General features: G+C 62.9%; 15 protein-coding genes and 1 pseudogene. 14 read left to right on the top strand and 2 right to left on the bottom strand.

The window, feature by feature from the left end:
* Positions 1-4: 4 nt before the first annotated feature.
* Positions 5-568, bottom strand: a complete 564-nt coding sequence (locus NCR38_RS23145) for a thioredoxin family protein (protein ID WP_061117069.1) — start codon at positions 566-568, stop codon at positions 5-7.
* Between the two features lie 241 nt (positions 569-809).
* On the opposite strand from NCR38_RS23145, the gene NCR38_RS23140 reads away from it, so the two are divergent.
* The 11 genes from NCR38_RS23140 to NCR38_RS23090 all read left to right on the top strand — a co-directional run bounded on the left by NCR38_RS23140 (position 810) and on the right by NCR38_RS23090 (position 13,986).
* Complete coding sequence (locus NCR38_RS23140; RefSeq protein WP_061117068.1) at positions 810-2,564, top strand: cytochrome c biogenesis protein DipZ; 1,755 nt, start codon at positions 810-812, stop codon at positions 2,562-2,564.
* A gap of 385 nt (positions 2,565-2,949) precedes the next feature.
* Positions 2,950-4,236 carry a glycine betaine/L-proline ABC transporter ATP-binding protein gene (locus NCR38_RS23135; protein WP_061117267.1) on the top strand — a complete coding sequence of 429 codons (1,287 nt, stop codon included), beginning with the start codon at positions 2,950-2,952 and terminating at the stop codon, positions 4,234-4,236.
* Positions 4,233-5,123, top strand: a complete 891-nt coding sequence (locus tag NCR38_RS23130) for a proline/glycine betaine ABC transporter permease (protein WP_061117067.1) — start codon at positions 4,233-4,235, stop codon at positions 5,121-5,123. The genes NCR38_RS23135 and NCR38_RS23130 overlap by 4 nt, the downstream gene beginning before the upstream one ends.
* Positions 5,124-5,177: 54 nt before the next feature.
* On the top strand, positions 5,178-6,059 hold the full coding sequence (locus tag NCR38_RS23125) for a glycine betaine ABC transporter substrate-binding protein (protein WP_061117066.1): 882 nt from the start codon (positions 5,178-5,180) through the stop codon (positions 6,057-6,059).
* A gap of 54 nt (positions 6,060-6,113) precedes the next feature.
* Positions 6,114-7,001, top strand: coding sequence for a dihydrodipicolinate synthase family protein (locus tag NCR38_RS23120; protein ID WP_061117065.1), 888 nt, complete (start codon positions 6,114-6,116; stop codon positions 6,999-7,001).
* A gap of 5 nt (positions 7,002-7,006) precedes the next feature.
* Positions 7,007-8,338: an FAD-binding oxidoreductase gene (locus NCR38_RS23115; RefSeq protein ID WP_061117064.1), complete on the top strand. Its 1,332-nt coding sequence runs from the start codon at positions 7,007-7,009 to the stop codon at positions 8,336-8,338.
* 17 nt (positions 8,339-8,355) lie between these two features.
* Positions 8,356-9,849, top strand: coding sequence for an aldehyde dehydrogenase (locus NCR38_RS23110; protein WP_061117063.1), 1,494 nt, complete (start codon positions 8,356-8,358; stop codon positions 9,847-9,849).
* A 17-nt stretch (positions 9,850-9,866) separates the two neighbouring features.
* Entirely contained in the window at positions 9,867-10,637 is a 771-nt protein-coding gene (locus tag NCR38_RS23105) for a pyrroline-5-carboxylate reductase (RefSeq protein ID WP_061117062.1), read from the top strand.
* A 40-nt stretch (positions 10,638-10,677) separates the two neighbouring features.
* Positions 10,678-11,679 (top strand): LysR family transcriptional regulator, encoded by a 1,002-nt coding sequence (locus NCR38_RS23100; RefSeq protein ID WP_061117061.1) that lies wholly within the window; start codon positions 10,678-10,680, stop codon positions 11,677-11,679.
* A gap of 7 nt (positions 11,680-11,686) precedes the next feature.
* Positions 11,687-12,613 (top strand): LysR substrate-binding domain-containing protein, encoded by a 927-nt coding sequence (locus NCR38_RS23095; RefSeq protein ID WP_061117060.1) that lies wholly within the window; start codon positions 11,687-11,689, stop codon positions 12,611-12,613.
* A 116-nt stretch (positions 12,614-12,729) separates the two neighbouring features.
* On the top strand, positions 12,730-13,986 hold the full coding sequence (locus NCR38_RS23090) for an SRPBCC family protein (RefSeq protein ID WP_250477674.1): 1,257 nt from the start codon (positions 12,730-12,732) through the stop codon (positions 13,984-13,986).
* Between the two features lie 13 nt (positions 13,987-13,999).
* On the opposite strand, the gene NCR38_RS23085 is transcribed toward NCR38_RS23090, so the two are convergent.
* A complete protein-coding gene (locus NCR38_RS23085) occupies positions 14,000-14,701 on the bottom strand; it encodes a GntR family transcriptional regulator (RefSeq protein ID WP_061117058.1) in 702 nt (233 codons plus the stop codon).
* A 166-nt stretch (positions 14,702-14,867) separates the two neighbouring features.
* Here NCR38_RS23085 and NCR38_RS23080 point away from each other — a divergent pair, with 166 nt between their 5' ends.
* From NCR38_RS23080 to NCR38_RS23070, 3 genes and pseudogenes are all read left to right on the top strand, one after another.
* Entirely contained in the window at positions 14,868-16,142 is a 1,275-nt protein-coding gene (locus tag NCR38_RS23080; RefSeq protein WP_250477673.1) for a glucarate dehydratase family protein, read from the top strand.
* A gap of 40 nt (positions 16,143-16,182) precedes the next feature.
* Positions 16,183-17,499 (top strand): MFS transporter, encoded by a 1,317-nt coding sequence (locus NCR38_RS23075; RefSeq protein WP_061117057.1) that lies wholly within the window; start codon positions 16,183-16,185, stop codon positions 17,497-17,499.
* Between the two features lie 28 nt (positions 17,500-17,527).
* Positions 17,528-18,004, top strand: a pseudogene (locus NCR38_RS23070) (phosphatidylserine decarboxylase); the annotation flags it as partial.
* Positions 18,005-18,022 lie beyond the last annotated feature (18 nt).

Raw genomic sequence — 18,022 nt, 5'->3', positions numbered from 1 at the left:
TTTTTTAGCTCAAGCCGAGCAGCTTGCGAATCGTTTCTTCGGTCTGCGCATAGCGCCCTTCCCCGAAGTGCGTGTACACGATCTTGCCGTTCTGATCGATCAGATAGAGCGCGGGCCAGTACTGGTTGTCATACGCATTCCAGGTTGCGTATCGATTGTCCTGCGCGACGGGATATTCGATTCCATATTTGGCGATCGCTTTCCTGAGGTTGCCGGCATCGCGCTCGAAGGAATACTCGGGCGTATGCACGCCGACCACGACGAGTCCTTTGTCCCGATAGCGCGCGTACCAGTCCTTCACGTGCGGCAGCGTATGTGCGCAGTTGATGCAATCGAAAGTCCAGAAATCGACGAGCACGACTTTGCCGCGCAACTGCGCGAGATCGAGCGGCGCGCTGTTGAACCAGTTATCGATGCCGGTGAAGTCGGGCGCCTGCGCGCCGGTCTGCTGCGTCGTTTTCATGCCGGCCGCGGAGCCGGTCGATGAGAAAGCGGCGAGCGCCGCGACGGCGCCGAGCGCTGCGACCATCGCGGTGGCGACGGCGGCGATCTTGAGTCGAGCGAACATGACGGTTCTCCTTTTCGGTGATGCGTTAAAGCGTATTGAAGCGCGCCGATGTATCGGGCGCGTGTCCCGTTTGTATCGCCATGTATCCGGCGGCGCGGCCGATACACGGCGTTGCACGGCGCGCCGTTTCTGACATTCCCGCGATACATGAAGGCGCTGGAATACGACACATGCTTGTTGTGCCGTATTCCCGGCGTTCGATGCCGGTCCGTCCAACCGCTTTTCACGGAACACCGATCTCATGTCACTCATCGTCATCGCATTGCTCGGCGGCGTGTTCACCGTATTGAGCCCATGCATTCTGCCGGTCGTTCCGTTCGTATTCGCGCGTTCGGACAGGCCCTTCATCACCGACCGCCTGCCGCTTCTCATCGGACTCGCGGGCACGTTCGCGCTCGTGACCGGCCTCGGCGTCGCGGGTCTCGCGGGCGCCGCGCAACTGAATCAGTACGGCCGCTGGATCGCGCTCGCGACGCTCGCGCTGTTCGGCGCAGCGCTCCTGTTTCCGTCGATTGCCGCGCGGCTCACGCGTCCGTTGTCGGCGCTTGCGGATCGCCTCGTCGCGCGTTCGCAAACCCAGGGGACGACGCGCCGTGTCGCGTCGTCCATGCTGCTCGGCGCGGCGACCGGGCTGCTGTGGGCGCCGTGCGCAGGGCCGATTCTCGGCGTGATCCTCACGGGCGCCGCCTTGCATGGCGCGAGCTGGCACACGGCTGCGGCACTCGTTGCCTATGGCGTCGGCGCGGCCAGTTCGCTTGCGATCGCGTCGAGCCTCGGCAAGCGCGCGCTGGATGTCGTCAAGCGCTCGCTCGGCGTGGGCGAGCATCTGCGGCGTGCAATGGGCGCGCTCGTCGTATTGACCGTGGCCGCGATAGCAACGGGCTTCGACACGCGCTTGCTCGCGCATATCCCCGGCGCGCCGACGACCGGCATCGAGAGCAAGCTCGTCGGCATGCTGAAGGCGAAGCAGACTTCGCGCGATGCACAGCAAGGTGCGCGCGTCATGCGCGTATCGATGCCGGCCGCGCTGCCGGTTCAGGGCAGACTGCCATCGCTCGACGGCGCGACGACCTGGCTCAACGCCAAGCCGCTTTCCACCGACGCATTGCGCGGCAAGGTCGTCGTGGTCAACTTCTGGACGTACTCGTGCATCAACTGCCTGCGCACCTTGCCGTATCTCAAGACGTGGGCGCAACGTTATGGCGATGACGGGCTCGTCGTCGTCGGCGTGCATACGCCCGAGTTCGGCTTCGAGCGCGACACCGGCAACGTGAAGCGCGCGCTCGCGAACCTGAACATCACGTACCCGGTTGCTATCGACAACGATTACGCCATCTGGCGCGCGTTCGGCAATCAGTACTGGCCGGCGTTCTATATCGTCGATGCGCAAGGGCGCGTGCGCTTTCATCATTTCGGCGAAGGCGGATACCGCGAGGCCGAGAACGCGATTCGCGAGTTGCTCGCCGATAGCGGCGCGACGATGAACGTGCGCGATGTACACACCGTGCAGGCCAACGGGGCGCAGGCCGCGGCCGATCCGGCGAACATCGGCTCAGGCGAGACCTATGTGGGCTACAAACAGGCGCAAGGCTTCGCATCGCCGCAACGCGTGATGCCCGATGGCATCGAGACCTACACGCTGCCCGCGCGACTATCGCTTAACGACTGGGCGCTCGAAGGACAGTGGAACGTGGGAGAAGAGGCTGCGGCGCCGGCCGCGCCGCACGCGCGCATCGCGTATCGCTTTCATGCGCGCGATCTGCATCTCGTGCTCGGACCGTCGCCGGATGGCAAGCCAGTCCGATTTCGCGTGACGATCGATGGTGCGGCGCCGGGCGCATCGCATGGCGCGGACATCGCCGCCGATGGCAGCGGCGTCGTGACGAGCGCGCGTCTTTATCAGCTCGTGCGTCAGACGGGTCCGATCGTTGATCGCACTTTCGAAATCGAGTTTCTCGACCCGGGTGCGCAGGCGTATAGCTTTACCTTCGGGTAATTCGCTTGCTGACTTTCTCCTTCGACGCCGCGCCCGATGCGCGGCGTTATCGCCTTTACCAGCAGAAAAAGTTATCCAGACGACCCAGGCTAGGGACATTCCCTAGCGTCTTTTGCGAACGGCCGCGTGGCGCTCATCGTCCACGCGTAGGGCTTTCGCCCGCAAAGCCGCGTCCGCCATGGCGCTGCGATATTCGCGCAACGCTGCACCATTCTCGGGCACCTTGTGCGATGCGCCGATGCATTACCAGAAGTATCGGAAAGTGCTCACAAAATGTCGGTGGGTGATCGAAATTGGCCATGTACGCTTCATTCAACGCAAAGAACGCCGGGAAGTTCCGGCAGCGACATATCCCTTTTTCGAACTTGCTAGGTGGAATGACCCGATGATTCCCAACCTGACGCTCGCACCGAACGACGTCACGAATCCGATTTCCTCGCAGCCGGGAATCGCTTCGCCGGCCCGAACGGTTGCGGCATCCCAGACCGAGATCCTCACGGTCAAGAATCTTTCGAAGATCTTCGGCGCGAAGCCGGAGCGCGCTCAGGCGCTGTTGAAGCAAGGCCTCGGCCGCAACGAAATCTTCGCGCAAACAGGCAACATGGTCGCCGTCGATGATGTCAGCCTCGCCGTCAACGCGGGCGAGATCTTTGTCATCATGGGCTTGTCGGGCTCGGGCAAGTCGACGCTCGTGCGTCTGCTCAACCGCCTGATCGAGCCGACGTCGGGACAAGTGATCCTCGAAGGCCGCGACATCGCGCCGATGAGCACGCCCGAACTGCGCGCCGTGCGCCGCGAAAAAATGGCGATGGTGTTCCAGTCTTTCGCGCTGCTGCCGAATCGCTCCGTCATCGACAACATTGCCTACGGCCTCGAAGTCGCGGGCAGGAAGAAGGCGGATCGTTATGACATCGCACGCGCGGCACTGACGCGCGTCGGCCTCGCTTCCTACGAAAAGCTGTTGCCGAGCGAACTGTCCGGCGGCATGCAGCAGCGCGTCGGCCTTGCTCGCGCGCTCGCGGTGAACCCTTCGGTACTGTTGATGGACGAGGCATTCTCTGCGCTCGATCCGCTCATCCGCTTCGAAATGCAGAACGAACTGCTGCGCTTGCAAAAGGAAGAACAGCGCACGATTGTCTTCATCTCGCACGATATCGAAGAAGCGGTGAAGATCGGCGGGCGCATCGGCATCATGAAGGACGGCCGCCTGATTCAGGTTGGCACGCCGGCCGAGCTCATCCAGTCGCCCGCCGACGATTACGTGCGCGACTTCTTCCGCAATGTCGATGTATCGCGCTTCCTCGAAGCATCGAGTCTGATGACGAAGGTCGAACGCGGTCTCATCGCGTGCAGCACGAGCGCGCCGTCGGAGCGCTATCTGAACAGCCTGATCGACAGCGGCGCCGAGTGCGGATACGTCTGCGACGAGGCGGGGCGCTATCAGGGCTGCGTGACGCCTGCATCGCTGCACAAGAGCGGCAAACGGCCCATCGCCGACGCCTTGCTCCGCGACGTCGCGGCGGTCCCGCTGACAGCCGATTTGCATCAACTCGCGACCATCGCGCTCGGTCAGGAGCACGACGTGCCGGTCACCGATGAACAGGGCAGACTCGCGGGCGTGGTGTCGTGCCGCACGATTCTCAAGCAGGTCATGGAGCGGAGGGCAGCATGAATTCCTCGATCTTTGGAAAGTTCGCCGACGACGCAGTCAACTTTCTCTTCTCGCACTTTCGCGGCGGCTTCGACGCGTTCTCGGCCGCGCTCGGCGCGGTCATCAAGCTGCTCGAAGATGGCCTGGGCGCGGTGCCGTTCATCGCGATGCTCGTGATTCTCATGGGACTTGCGCTGTGGAGAAGGGGTGTCGTATTCGCGGTGTTCGTCGGCGCGGCGCTCTACGTGATCAATTACATGGGCCTCTGGGCGCAGACGGTTTCGACGCTCGCGCTCGTCATCGCGGCGACGTTCTTCAGCCTCGTGATCGGCGTGCCGCTCGGCATCTGGGGCGCACGCAACAGACGTGTGGAAGTCGTGCTGCGTTCCTTGCTCGATTTCATGCAGACGATGCCCGCGTTCGTCTATCTGATTCCCGCGGTCATTCTGTTCGGTCTCGGGCGCGTGCCCGCGGTGATCGCGACGATCGTGTTCGCAATGCCGCCGGTCGTGCGTCTGACCACGCTCGGCATTCGCCAGGTGCGGGAGGAACTGCTCGAAGCGGGCCGGTCCTTCGGCAGCACGGATGCGCAACTGCTTTGGAAGATCCAGTTGCCGAATGCATTGCCTTCGATCATGGCGGGCGTGAACCAGACGATCATGATGGCGTTGTCGATGGTGGTGGTCGCTTCGATGATCGGCGCGGGCGGCCTCGGCGAATACGTCCTGAGCGGGATTCAGCGGCTCGATATCGGCATCGGCTTCGAAGGCGGGCTCGGCGTAGTTCTGCTCGCAATCATTCTGGATCGTTTGACGGAGAGTTTCGGCGTGAAGTCGAAGAAGTCGAAGAAGAAAGTCATCTCCACGCCGGCCAAGCCCGCCGCGGCCGGAAGCACCGCTCAGACCTGAGCATCACAGCGTCGACTACACATTAATACTGCATTGTCAGTTACGGAGTCCGAAATGAAAAACAGCTTCATCAAATCCCTCATCGTCAAGATCGTGACGCCGGCCATCGTGGCGTTCGGGGCCGGCTCGAGCCCGGCGATCTCGGCCGAGCCGATCAAGATCGCCGTCACGAACTGGGCCGATGTGCTCGCGGTCGCGAATGTCGCGAAGTACGTGCTCGAAACGAAGCTCCAGCAGCCGGTGCAGTTCGTCCAGGCGGATATCGGCATCCAGTATCAGGGCGTGTCGCGCGGCGATCTCGACATCATGGTCGGCGGATGGCTGCCGGTGACGCACGGTCAGTATGTGGCGCGCTACAAGGACACGCTCGATGATGTCGGCATCATTTACACGGGCGGCAAGAACGGCTGGGCGGTGCCAGCGTATGTGCCCGAGTCGCAGCTTTCGTCGATCGAAGACCTGAAGAAGCCCGAGGTGCAGAAGCAACTCAACGGCGTGATCCAGGGCATCGAACCGGGCGGCGGTCTCATGCAGGCGTCGGAGCGGACAATCAAGGCTTATGACCTGTCCGGCTACAAGCTGCAATCGTCGAGCGAGGCGGGCATGCTCGCATCGGTGCAGCGTGCGTATGGATCGAAGCAATGGATCGTCGCGACCGTATGGAGCCCGCACTGGCTGTTTCAGAAGTGGCAGATGCGCTATCTGAAGGACCCGAAGGGCACGCTCGGCGGCGAGGAACAGATTCACGCCTTCGCATCGAAGCAGTTCGCGACCAAGTTTCCACGCGCGGATGTATTCTTCAAACACTACAAGCTGACGCTCGCGGATGTCGAGGCGATCGAGTTCGAAGGCAATTCGACCAACGATTACGCAACCGCCGCGAAGAAGTTCGTCGACGCGCATCCGGACAAGGTAAAGGCGTGGCTCGCGCAGTGACGCCTGACGCGCACCGCGCATGAGCACACACCCTCCATTCATCGAGAGACAAACATGAGCTTCGAAGGCGTACACACTCCGCTCGTCACCCCGTTCAAGGACGACGGCGAAATCGATCATGAAATGCTCGGTCAGCACGCCGCCAGTCTCGTGGGCCGCGTATCGGGCATGGGCGTCGGCGGCACTACCGGCGAGTACTACGCGCTCAGCTTCGACGAGCGCGTAAAGACGTTCGATACGGTGGCCTCCACCGTCGGCGGAAAGACGTATCTCACGGCGGGCATCAACGCGACCACGACGAAAGAAGTCCTGCGTATCGGACAGGAGGCGAAACGCGCGGGCTATGACGCGTTGCTCATCGCAGCGCCGTATTACGTGCAGCCGACGCAGGAAGAGTTGCTCGATCATCTGCTGAAGGTCGATGACGCGCTCGACATGCCGATCATGCTCTACAACTTCCCGGCACGCACCGGCACGGCTATCGGCGATGAAGTCCTCGACAAGCTGCTCGCGCGCCCCAACTTCGCGGCGATGAAGGAGAGCACGGGCGATATTGCGCATCTGCATCATCTCGCCACGCATCTGCCCGAGCGCTTCGTTCTCAGTTGCGGCATGGACGATCAGGCGCTCGAGTTCTTCGCATGGGGCGCGCGAAGCTGGGTCGCGGGGGCATCGAACTTTCTGCCTGAAGCGCATGGCGAGTTGCTCGAAGCATGCGTGAAGCGCGGTGATTTCAATGCTGGCCGCAAGCTGATGGCGCAATTGCTCCCCGTGCTCGAACTGCTCGAGCGCAGCGGGAAATTCATCCAGTATGTGCGTTACGGATGCGAACTCGCGGGCACGCGCGTCGGCAACGCACGTGCGCCGCTCGGCACGCTCAACGACGAAGAGCGCAGTGCCTTCGCCAAGATCGTTCAACCCTTGCTGCGCAACGCTCAGTAACGTGAATGGCCTCGAAACTGGACTTCATGCGGTTTCCCGCGCCTGACGGCGTGAACGGCTGGTGGGAGAGCCTGCCACCCGTCGCGCCCGCCAGAAGTGTGACGGGCGAAGCGCGCTTCGACTTCGTCGTGGTCGGCGGGGGTATCACCGGTTTGTGTGCGGCGCGCCGGCTTGCCGAACTTGCACCGGATGCCTCGATCGCGCTCGTGGAGGCTGATCGCATCGGGCGTTCGACAGCGGGGCGCAATTCCGGCTTTTTCGTCGATTTGCCGCATGACATCAGCAGCGAGAGTTATTCGCGCAGTGTCGAGGCCGACAAGGCGGACGTGCGCCTGCAACGGCATGGCATCGGCTATGTGCGCAGCACGGTCAAGGCGAACGGTATCGATTGCGACTGGCGCGACGACGGAAAGTATCACGCCTCGGTGAACAAGAAGGGCCATGCGGCGCTGACTCATTTCGCGGATGGGCTCGCGCGTATCGACGAGCCATGCGAGTGGCTCGACGAGGCCGCGATCGCCGGCGTGACGGGCACGCGCTTCTATCAGAGCGCGCTCTTCACGCCGGGATGCAGCACGGTTCAGCCGGCGGCGCTTATGCGCGGCCTCGCTGCGACGCAACCGTCGAACGTAACCGTGTTCGAAATGAGCGCGGTAAAGGGCATGGATACGCGCGGCCAGACGAAGCTGCTGAGCTTCGCGAACGGCAGTATCGAGGCGAAGCGCGTCGTGCTGTGCACCAATGCGTATGCAGCCACCTTTGGCGGCCATCCGAACGGCTTGCTGCCGGTCTATACGTTCGCGTCGATGTCGCGTGTCATGACCGACGACGAGATCGCAAAACTCGGCGGCACGAATTCCTGGGCGCTCATTCCGGCCGATCCGATGGGCACCACCGTGCGCCGTCTCGCCACGAACCGTATTTGCGTGCGCAACCATTTCGCGTTCCGGCCCAATCTTTCGGTGTCGGAAGGCGACCTCGCGAAAGCGAAACATCTGCATCAACGCTCGTTCGACCGGCGCTTTCCGATGCTCGCGGACGTCGAGCTGCAATACACATGGGGCGGCGCGTTGTGCCTTTCGGCAAATAACGGCGCGCTATTCGGGCAACGCGACGACGGCGTGTACGAGGCCGTCGGCTGCAACGGGCTCGGCCTGAGTCGCGGATCGGCGGCGGGCAAGCTCATCGCCGAACACGCGCTCGGGCAATCGAACGAACTGATCGATCAACTGCTGAAACAGCCGCATCCGCGTTCGCTGCCGATGCGGCCGATCGCGGACGTCGCGGTATCGGCGGCGATCTGGATGAAGGAATTCTCGGCGGGCGCCGAGCTTTGAATCTCTGAGGACATGACATGACGACGTATCAGGAATGGAAACGTCAGGCGGAACACCTGTCGCTCGACGGCCGCGCATTCATCGCGGGAGCACGCTGCAATGCCGCATCGAATGAAACGTTCGGCACGCTGAATCCTTCGACCGGCAAGGTGCTCGCGGAGGTCGCGAAGTGCGACGCCAAGGACATCGACCGCGCGGTCGTCGCGGCGCGTGAGGCGTTCGAATCGGGCGTGTGGTCGAAGGCCGCGCCATCGCAGAGAAAGGCGGTCCTGCGGCGCCTTGCGCAACTGATCGATGAAAACGCCGAAGAGCTCGCGCTCCTCGAAGCGCTCGAAGCCGGCAAGCCGATCAGCGAATGCATGGGGCTCGACATTCCCGAGTCGGCGGCGTGCATCCGCTGGCATGCCGAGGTGACGGACAAGCGTTACGACGCGCTGTCGCCGTCCGGTCCGAACGTCGTGAGCATGATCACGCGTGAGCCGATCGGTGTCGTCGGCGCAGTGCTGCCGTGGAATTTTCCGGCGCTGATGCTGGCGTGGAAGATCGGGCCGGCGCTGTCCGTGGGCAACAGCGTCATCGTGAAGCCTGCGGAGCAGACCTCGCTCTCGACGCTGCGCATCGCCGATCTCGCACTGGAAGCGGGCGTGCCGCCCGGCGTGTTCAGCGTCGTGACGGGCTTCGGCGAAAGCGCGGGTCAGGCGCTCGGCACGCACGCGGATGTCGATCTCATCGCCTTCACGGGCTCGACCGAAACGGGCAAGCGCTTCCTGCGCTATTCCGCCGATACGAACCTGAAGCGCGTCGTGCTCGAATGCGGCGGAAAGAATCCGCAAGTCGTATTGCCCGACGTCGCGAATCTCGATGCCGTCGCGGAGCAGGCTGTCGCCGCCGCGTTCTGGAACATGGGCGAGAACTGCAGCGCGGGCTCGCGCATTCTTGTTCACACGAGCCAGAAGGCCGAACTGCTGCAAAAGGTGCAGGCCGTGCTCGAAGGCTGGAAAACCGGCGATCCGCTCGATCCCGATGTCAAGCTCGGCTCGCTCATCGAGGAGGCGCATTATCGCAAGGTGCTTGGCCACATCGAGAAGGCGAAGGCCGAGGGTGCGCGTGTCGCGAGCGGCGGAAACGCGACGCTGATTGAAACGGGCGGCTGGTTCGTCGAGCCGACGATCTTCGACAACGTCACGCCGGAAATGAGCATCGCGCGCGACGAGGTCTTCGGCCCGGTCGTCTGCTTTATCGAATATGCTGACGTCGACGAGGCCGTGCGCATCGCGAACGATACGTGCTACGGACTCGCGGCATCGCTATGGACCGACAACGTGAACCAGGCGCATAAAGTCGCGGCGCGCATCCGCGCGGGCACCGTGACCGTGAACTGCTTCGGCGAGGGCGATCTCTCGACACCCTTCGGCGGCTTCAAGCAGTCCGGTTTCGGCGGACGCGACAAGTCGGTCTACGCGCACGACCAATATTGCGAGCTGAAGACGACCTGGCTGAAGCTCGACTGATCATCGGACGAGGCAACATGCGCATTGGCTTCATCGGCACCGGCACGATCACGGCGGCGGTCGTGACCGGCATGATCCGCTTCGGCGTTTCTTTCGAGCGCGTGGCGCTGTCGCCACGCAATGCGAAAACTGCGGCGCGCTTGGCCGCGCTCGACGCGCGTATCGAAGTCTGCGAAAGCAATCAGCGCGTGCTCGATACGTCGGACGTCGTCTGTCTTGCGGTCGTGCCGCAGATCGCACAGGACGTTTTGAGCGAGCTTACATTCGATGCGCGGCATCACGTCATCAGCTTTATCGCGGGGAAATCCCTCGATCAGATCCGGGCTTTGGTGCGCCGTTCGGCGAGAATCGTGCGCGCGGTGCCGCTGCCCGCCGTAGCGGCGGGCAAGGGCAGCACGGCGATCTGCCCGCACGACGACATCGCACGGACGCTGTTCGCGCCGCTCGGCGAAGCGGTCGAAGTCGACGACGAGCATCAGTTCGATGCCCTGTCCGCCGCGACCGCGACGATGGCCGCCTTCTTCGCGCTGCTCGAGGAACAGGCGTCGTGGCTCGTGGCGCAAGGCGTGCCGTATGCGTCGGCCCGTTCGTTTTTGTCGGGCTATCATGTGGGGCTTGCACATGAAGCGACCTCTGGCACCGAGCCTTTCTCCGCGATGATCGGGCACGCGAGCACGCCCGGCGGCCTCAACGAGCAGTTCAACCGTGAGTTGTCGGAGCGGGGCACGTACGCGCATTATGCGGAGGCGCTCGACAACATCATGCGCCGCGTGAAAGGGCGTGGATAACGAGGTCAGGCGATCATCGCGCCCCTCGAAGGTGATTCACATGCAGAAGAAACAGCAGTTCGCGGACCGGCTACTCGCCCAGATGCCGTCGCTGCGCGCGCTCCGGTGTTTCGTCACCGCGGCGCGCTACGAAAGCTTCACGCAAGCCGCGGAAGTGCTGTGCGTCACGCAGGCGGCGGTAAGCCGGCAGATCAAGGAACTCGAAGACACGCTCGAAGTGGCGCTTTTCGAGCGCACTGGCCGGCACATCGCGCTGACCGACGCGGGCCGCATTCTCTACAACGCGTCGTATCTCTCGATCATGAACATCGCGGAGGCGGCGCAGGCGGTGCGGCGCGTCGATCGCCACGCGTTGACGCTCTGCATCTCTCATACCTTTTCGGCGCTCTGGCTTTCGTTCAGGCTGCCCGCGTTTCGCCAGCGCTTTCCGGACATCCGCCTGCATGTGATGGTGACCGAGCACTTCATGGAGCTCGACGAGCTCATGCAGCCCGATGTCATCATCACGAAGAATCCGCCGCGCGAGGCGGAGTATGAAGTCGAACCGCTCTTTCACGACATCGTGTATCCGGTGTGCAGCGCGCCTTTTCATGAGCGCTATTTCCGTGGGCGCACGCTCAAGCCGCTCGATCTGCTCGCGCATCCCACGCTGAGCCTTTCGCTGCTCGGTCGCGCGCAAGTGTGCGAGCACGTCGACTGGCGCGTGTGGAAGAACTGGTATCAGCAAGGCGACGGTTCCGAACGCCTCGATCAGCACGACAATTTCGAAAGCAACGACTATCGGCTGCTCGTCGCGCAGGCCGAAGCAGGCGAAGGGACGTTGCTCGGCTGGCATCATCTCGTGCATCGTCAGGTCGAACAAAAGAAGCTGGTCCGTCCCGTCGACGACGCGCTCGTGTTCCATGACCGTCATCACTATCTGATCACGCATCGCAACGCGAAATCGCGCCCGGAATACATGCAGTTTCGCGAATGGCTCGACGAGGAAATCGGCACGATGATGCAGCAATGGCCCGCGGCCGAATCGAAGGCCGTTCTCTGAGCGACGCATGAAACCTGCAACCGAAAAAACGAAAGGGTATCGGCGGCTCATTCCGTCGGTGACTGCGCTGGTCGAGTTCGAAGCTGTCGCGCGGCTCGGCAGCTTCACACTCGCGGCGCACGAACTGGGCGTCACGCAGGCCGCCGTGAGCCGGCAGGTGCGGTTCCTCGAAGAAACCCTGGGCACGCGGCTGTTTCGCCGCCTGCATCGCGCGATCGAACTGACCGGCGAAGGCGAGGCGCTGTATCGCGTCGTCGCCGAATCCATGCAGAAGATCGCGAGCGTGTTCGACCGCATCGCGCGCGGCCCCGTGCAGCAGGAGCTCGTGCTGGCCGCTACTTCCGCGTTCTCGCACTTCCGTCTCTTGCCGCGGCTCGCGTCGCTCAAGGCCGCGCAGCCCGATCTGCAACTGCGCCTGTCCACGCAAATGTTCACGGCGGATCTGCGGCACAAGGAGATCGATGTCGCGGTGCGCTTCGGCAACGGCGTCTGGCCGGACGGCACGGCGACGCTGCTCTTCGACGAGGAGGTATTTCCGGTCTGTTCGCCATCATGGCTCGAGGCGCAGGCAGAGCCGATGTCGCTGGAAGCGCTCGCGGGCACCGTGCTCGTCGAATCGGATTCGACTTCGGAAGGCTGGATGGGCTGGGAAGAATGGTTTCACGCGGTCGGCTTCAGGCCGATGCGCCTGAATTTCGCGCTGCGTTGCAGCCTCTACACGGACGCGATCCAGGCCGCGCGTTACGGCCAGGGCGTCGCGCTCGGATGGGGCCGGCTCGTTCACGATTTCCTCGAAAGCGGCGAACTGGTCAGGCTGCAAGTGGCGTCGTTCAAGCCGGACGATTGCTACTTCGCCGTGGTGCCGCACGGCCGCGCCATCACGCCCGCTATCGACGCTCTGATCAAGTGGCTGCGCGGCGATGCGCACGCATAACCCAAAGTCATCTGTCACGGAAAATAAAGCGTATTGACGCTATTTTTCAGCGATCCAATACTCGGGTTATCGCGGGACCACTCGAAGTCCCGATCCCTGAACGATGGAGAGCGACGATGTCCGAAGTGCAATGCAAGACTCTTGGCGAACTGATCCGCAGCCGCGAGCCCGGCCACGGATTGCCCGGCGAGCTGTTCGGGCGGCAGGACGTGTTCGAGAAGGATGTCGAGGTCTTTTTCCATAAGCACTGGATTCTGGTCGGCGTGACGGCGGACGTGCCGGAACCGGGTGATGTCTCCACGGTGGATATCGGCCGGGCTTCGATCATCATCGTTCGCGACGACGAGGAGAACATCCGCACTTATCGCAACGTCTGCCGTCATCGCGGCGCGCGCCTGAAGGAGGCCGGGAAATCGACGGTCGGCATGCTGGTGTGCCCGTATCACCAGTGGACCTACGATCTCGACGGCAGCCTGCGCCACGCCGCGCACATGGGCCGAGATTTCGATCCGAAGTGCCGCAGCCTGCTGCCGGTGCATACGCGCATCGTCGGCACGCATATCTTCGTGTGCCTTGCCGACGAACCGCCGACGGACATCGCGAAGCTCGAAGACACGATGGCGCCGCGGTTCGCGCCGTTCGACCTGCGCAACACGAAGATCGCGTTCGAATCTGAGATCATCGAGAACGGCAACTGGAAGCTCGTGATCGAGAACAACCGCGAGTGCTATCACTGCGCGGCGACGCATCCGGAACTGACCGCTTCGTTTCTGCCCGAGGATTTCGGCTTCAGCACGGAAAATCTCACGGAGGAAGCGCTCGGGGAAATCGAGGCCTACAAGGCCCGGAACGCGGCATGTCAGGCAAGCTGGGAGCGCGACGGCTTCACGAGCGCGACCGTCGAATGGCTGGACGAGGATGCCATCACGCAGTTCAGAACGCAGCAACTCGTCATCGCGGGACACGGCGAATCGCAGACCATCAGCACGAAGGTCGCGAGTCAAAAGCTGCTCGGCAATCTGCAGCGGCGCGATCTGGGCGACACGCATCTCTGGACGCACAACGCATGGACGCACGTGATGAGCGACCACGCGGTCATCTCGTACATCATCCCGCTCGCGCCGGATAAAACGCTCGTGCGCTCGAAATGGCTCGTGCACGCGGATGCGGTCGAGGGCGTCGATTATCAGATTCAGGATCTGACGGAAGTGTGGGTCGCGACCAACGCGCAGGACAAGCATCTGGTCGAGATCACGCATGAAGGCACGCAGGATCCCGCCTATCGGCCCGCTGTGTTCTCGCCGTTCACGGAGAGCTATGTGGAGCAGTTTTCGCGCTGGTACTCGGCTCGCCTGCGCGCCCACGGCGTCTGAATGACGCCCCCGCTCAGTGATCGGTCACGAAAGTCGGGTGGCGTGTGCGAATCTCGTCCACCTGACTGAGCGTGCCGGATAAATGCCTGCGCAGCGCGGCATCGGCTGCGTCGGCATCGCCTTTTTCAATGGCATCGACGATTTCCGTGTGATCTCGCACCACGGCCATCGTCTTGCCCTCGACCGGCAAATGCAGACGGCGCAGGCGGTCGATATGGCCGCTCAGTCTGCGCACGAGGTCCCAGAGTTGCGGTACGCCCGCGGCCTCATACATTTGCCGATGGAAAGCCTGGTCGAGCGCTGAAAACTGCTCGACGTCCTTCGGATCGAGCCACTCCGTCTGTTCCGCGATCGTCGCGCGCAGCCGCGCGACCAGCGACGCCCTGTGGTCCCGCGCCAGCGTGCGCACGACTTCGAGTTCGATCGAGCGGCGCAGAAAATGCGCCTGCATCGCCGACGCCACGCTGATCTGGCTTACGACCGTCGCGTGTTGCGGAAAGATGTCGACGAGTCCTTCTTCGCCGAGCTTCATCAGCGCATCGCGCACAGGCGTCTGGCTGAGGCCGTAGCGCGTTGCGAGTTCTGTGCGCGACAGCACCGTACCGGGCTCCAGTTCGAGCGAAAGGATCATTTCGCGCAGCCGCTCGAAAACCTGCGGCGCGGCATGGCGGGAGCGGTCGAGGCGATGGACCGTGGCGGAAGCGGCGTTTTTCATGTCAGAGGGAAAGCGGTTCGCGACTGAAACATTAGTACTATAGCCGCGCTCGGCGGCATGTGGCGGGGCAACTTCGAAAAGGACGATGAGCGTATACCCGACTGACACACTAATGTATTAGTGCTTTACGATGCCGGAACTCCTGCAACTTTCGAAGATGCCCGACATGACCCGCGATATCGCCATCACCCAGGTTCGAATCACGCCGATCGCCTTTCGCGACGGCCCGTTGCTTAACGCCGCGGGCATCCATGAGCCTTGGGCGTTGCGCGCTATCGTCGAGCTGGAGACGAGCGACGGGCGTGTCGGCATCTCCGAAACGTATGGCGACGAGCCGATGCTGCGCGTGCTCGATCAGGCCAGAGAGCTTGTGATCGGCCTGTCGCCGTTCGACCTGAACCGGATGGAAGAGCGTGTGCGCGCGACGATCAAGGCGACGCCCGGCGCCGTCGAGTTCGAACTCGCCCCCGGCTCGCATGCCGCGAAAAATGCGCCGAAGGTCATCAGCACGTTCGAAGTGGCGATGCTCGATCTGCAAGGGCAGATCGTCGGTGCGCCGGTCGTCGATCTCCTCGGCGGCAAGGTCCGCGACGCCGTGCCGTACAGCGCATATCTGTTTTTCAAGTACGCGGAACATATCGGCGAGCCCTATGCACCCGACGCGTGGGGCGAGGGCATCAGCCCGGAGCAGATCGTCGCGCAGGCGCAGCGCATGATCGACCTGTACGGTTTCCAGAGCATCAAGCTAAAGGGCGGCGTGTTCGAGCCCGCGCATGAAATCGCCTGCATGCAGGCGCTCGCGAAGGCGTTTCCCGGCGTGCCGCTGCGCCTCGATCCGAACGCGAACTGGACACTCGAGACGAGCATCGCGGCCGCGCCCGAGCTCGACGAGATTCTCGAATACTACGAGGACCCATGCCCCGGCCTCGAAGGCATGGCCGAACTGCAAAAGCACACGAAGCTGCCGCTCGCGACCAACATGGTCATCACCACGATGGACGACTTCCGTCGCGGCTGCAACATGGGCTCGATCAAGGTGCTGCTCTCCGATCACCACTACTGGGGCGGGCTGCGCGCAACGCAGACCCTCGCGCGCATGGCCCGGCTGTGGGGCTTCGGCATGTCGATGCATTCGAACTCGCACCTCGGCATCAGCCTGATGGCGATGACGCATGTCGCGGCGAGCGTGCCGAACCTCACGTATGCGTGCGACACACATTACCCGTGGCAGGAGGAAGAAGTGATCAAGGGCGGCCGCGTCAAATTCGATAACGGCGCGGTGCGCGTGCCGACGACGCCGGGTCTCGGTGTCGAGCTCGATCGCGAGCAGCTCGCCGCATTGCACGAGCAATACCTGACGTGCGGCGTGCGCAATCGCGACGACCTCTCGCAGATGCGCAAGTATCAGCCGGACTTCACCGGCAAGAACCCGCGCTTCTGAGTCATAGAACAAGTACACGCGCATTCCAGGAGACAACTTCATGAGCAGTTCCAGCGCGCTGTCGAGCGCCGTCCGCAAGATCAAGTGGCATGTGCTGCCGCTTTTCGTCGTGATGTTCATCGTCAATTACATCGACCGCGTGAACATTGGTTTCGTGCGCCAGCATCTGAGCGCGGATCTCGGCATCGGCGCGGCGGCCTATGGACTCGGCGCGGGCTTGTTCTTCGTGAGCTACGCGGTGTTCGAGGTGCCGTCGAACATGCTGATGCAGCGCTTCGGCGCGAAGGCGTGGCTCACACGCATCATGATCACGTGGGGGCTCGCGGCCGTGGGCATGGCCTTCGTGAAGGGCGAGACCTCCTTCTATGCGATGCGGCTTCTGCTCGGCGCGGCCGAAGCGGGCTTCTTCCCGGGCGTCGTGCTCTATTTCACGCAATGGCTGCCGCGCGATGAACGCGGCAAGGCGATGGCCGTCTTTCTGAGCGGCTCGGCGCTGGCTTCGGTATTCTCCGGCCCGATCTCGGGCGGGCTGATGCTGATCGAGGGCGTGGGGCTGCGCGGCTGGCAGTGGATGTTCATCATCGAAGGCATGGCGTCGGTCGTGCTCGCCGGCTTCGTATGGTTCTGGCTCGATTCGAAGCCGCGCGACGCGAAATGGCTCACGCCCGCCGAGCAGGATGCGGTCGTCGCCGAAATCGAGGACGAGCAGCGCCGTCGCGATGCCGCGCACACGAAGAAGCCATCGTCGTGGAGTCTGCTGCGCGATCCGCAGATCCTGATCTTCTGCCTGATCTATTTCTCGGTCTCGCTGACGATCTACGGCGCGACGTTCTGGCTGCCGAGCATCATCCGCAAGATGGGGCATCTCAACGATTTCCAGGTCGGCCTCTTCAACTCGATTCCGTGGCTTATCTCCATCGTCGCGATGTATCTGTTCGCGGCGCTCGCGGCACGCTTCAAGTTTCAGCAGGCGTGGGTCGCGTGCGTACTGCTGATCGCGGCGGCCGGCATGTATGCCGCGGGTCTCGGCAGTCCGGTCTTCTCGTTTGTCGCGATCTGCTTCGCGGCGATCGGTTTCAAGGCTGCATCGTCATGCTTCTGGCCGATTCCACAAGGTTATCTCGATGCGCGCATCGCGGCGCCCGTGCTCGCGCTGATCAACTCGATCGGCAATCTCGGCGGCTTCGTCGCGCCGGCCACGTTCGGCTTCCTCGAACAGAAGACGGGTTCGATTCAGGGCGGCTTGACGGGGCTCGCGGTGATGTCGGTCGTGGCTGCGGGTGTCGTGTTTTTCGCGCGCATGACGCCGCGCGCGGGGCGCGATGCAGCGGCGCTGCAACCGGGCGTGCAGAAGTAATCGCGCGGCAGCGGCAAGGCATGTAGCGGATCTCGCGCGTCGCTTCGTCGGCGGAACGGTGTATCAGGCCTTTCTCAGTGCCTTTTTCTATCATCGCTGGCATGCGCCGGTGAGCGGAACGATCGTGAAGGCGTATCTCGTCGATGGCACGTATTACTCCGACGCCGATGCCGAAGGTTACGACCCGAGCAGCCTCAACGATTCGCAAGGCTATATCACGGCGGTTGCCGCGCGTGCGGTGATCGTCATCGATTGCGACGATCCGGCCATCGGCGAAGTGGCGTGCGTCTTCGGCGGCATGGCGGAAGTCTCGTCATGCATGATCGATGCGCTGCCCGGACAGCGTGTGCGCAAGGGCGAAGAGCTCGGCTACTTTCAATATGGCGGCTCTACTTACTGCCTGATTTTCAGGCCCGGCGTGATCGAAAGCTTCGTGCGTCAGCCGCCATTCGATGACAAGGCGCCGCCCATTCAGGTCAATGCGCCTCTGTGCACGGCGCGTTGAAGCTCGATCTCCCGCGGC

Source organism: Caballeronia sp. INML1 (assembly GCF_023631085.1).
Classification (GTDB): domain Bacteria; phylum Pseudomonadota; class Gammaproteobacteria; order Burkholderiales; family Burkholderiaceae; genus Caballeronia; species Caballeronia turbans.
Note: the sequence above shows the minus strand (reverse complement) of the source record. Positions and strands in the feature narration are given on the sequence as shown.

Bases quoted from the DNA above. Each gene is read 5' to 3' on its own strand.
- NCR38_RS23140 (WP_061117068.1), top strand. From the start codon at position 810: ATGTCACTCATCGTCATCGCATTGCTCGGCGGCGTGTTCACCGTATTG.
- NCR38_RS23110 (WP_061117063.1), top strand. From the start codon at position 8,356: ATGACGACGTATCAGGAATGGAAACGTCAGGCGGAACACCTGTCGCTC.
- NCR38_RS23080 (WP_250477673.1), top strand. From the start codon at position 14,868: ATGACCCGCGATATCGCCATCACCCAGGTTCGAATCACGCCGATCGCC.
- NCR38_RS23100 (WP_061117061.1), top strand. From the start codon at position 10,678: ATGCAGAAGAAACAGCAGTTCGCGGACCGGCTACTCGCCCAGATGCCG.
- NCR38_RS23095 (WP_061117060.1), top strand. From the start codon at position 11,687: ATGAAACCTGCAACCGAAAAAACGAAAGGGTATCGGCGGCTCATTCCG.
- NCR38_RS23115 (WP_061117064.1), top strand. From the start codon at position 7,007: ATGGCCTCGAAACTGGACTTCATGCGGTTTCCCGCGCCTGACGGCGTG.
- NCR38_RS23135 (WP_061117267.1), top strand. From the start codon at position 2,950: ATGATTCCCAACCTGACGCTCGCACCGAACGACGTCACGAATCCGATT.
- NCR38_RS23090 (WP_250477674.1), top strand. From the start codon at position 12,730: ATGTCCGAAGTGCAATGCAAGACTCTTGGCGAACTGATCCGCAGCCGC.
- NCR38_RS23085 (WP_061117058.1), bottom strand. From the start codon at position 14,701: ATGAAAAACGCCGCTTCCGCCACGGTCCATCGCCTCGACCGCTCCCGC.
- NCR38_RS23145 (WP_061117069.1), bottom strand. From the start codon at position 568: ATGTTCGCTCGACTCAAGATCGCCGCCGTCGCCACCGCGATGGTCGCA.
- NCR38_RS23075 (WP_061117057.1), top strand. From the start codon at position 16,183: ATGAGCAGTTCCAGCGCGCTGTCGAGCGCCGTCCGCAAGATCAAGTGG.
- NCR38_RS23105 (WP_061117062.1), top strand. From the start codon at position 9,867: ATGCGCATTGGCTTCATCGGCACCGGCACGATCACGGCGGCGGTCGTG.
- NCR38_RS23120 (WP_061117065.1), top strand. From the start codon at position 6,114: ATGAGCTTCGAAGGCGTACACACTCCGCTCGTCACCCCGTTCAAGGAC.
- NCR38_RS23125 (WP_061117066.1), top strand. From the start codon at position 5,178: ATGAAAAACAGCTTCATCAAATCCCTCATCGTCAAGATCGTGACGCCG.
- NCR38_RS23130 (WP_061117067.1), top strand. From the start codon at position 4,233: ATGAATTCCTCGATCTTTGGAAAGTTCGCCGACGACGCAGTCAACTTT.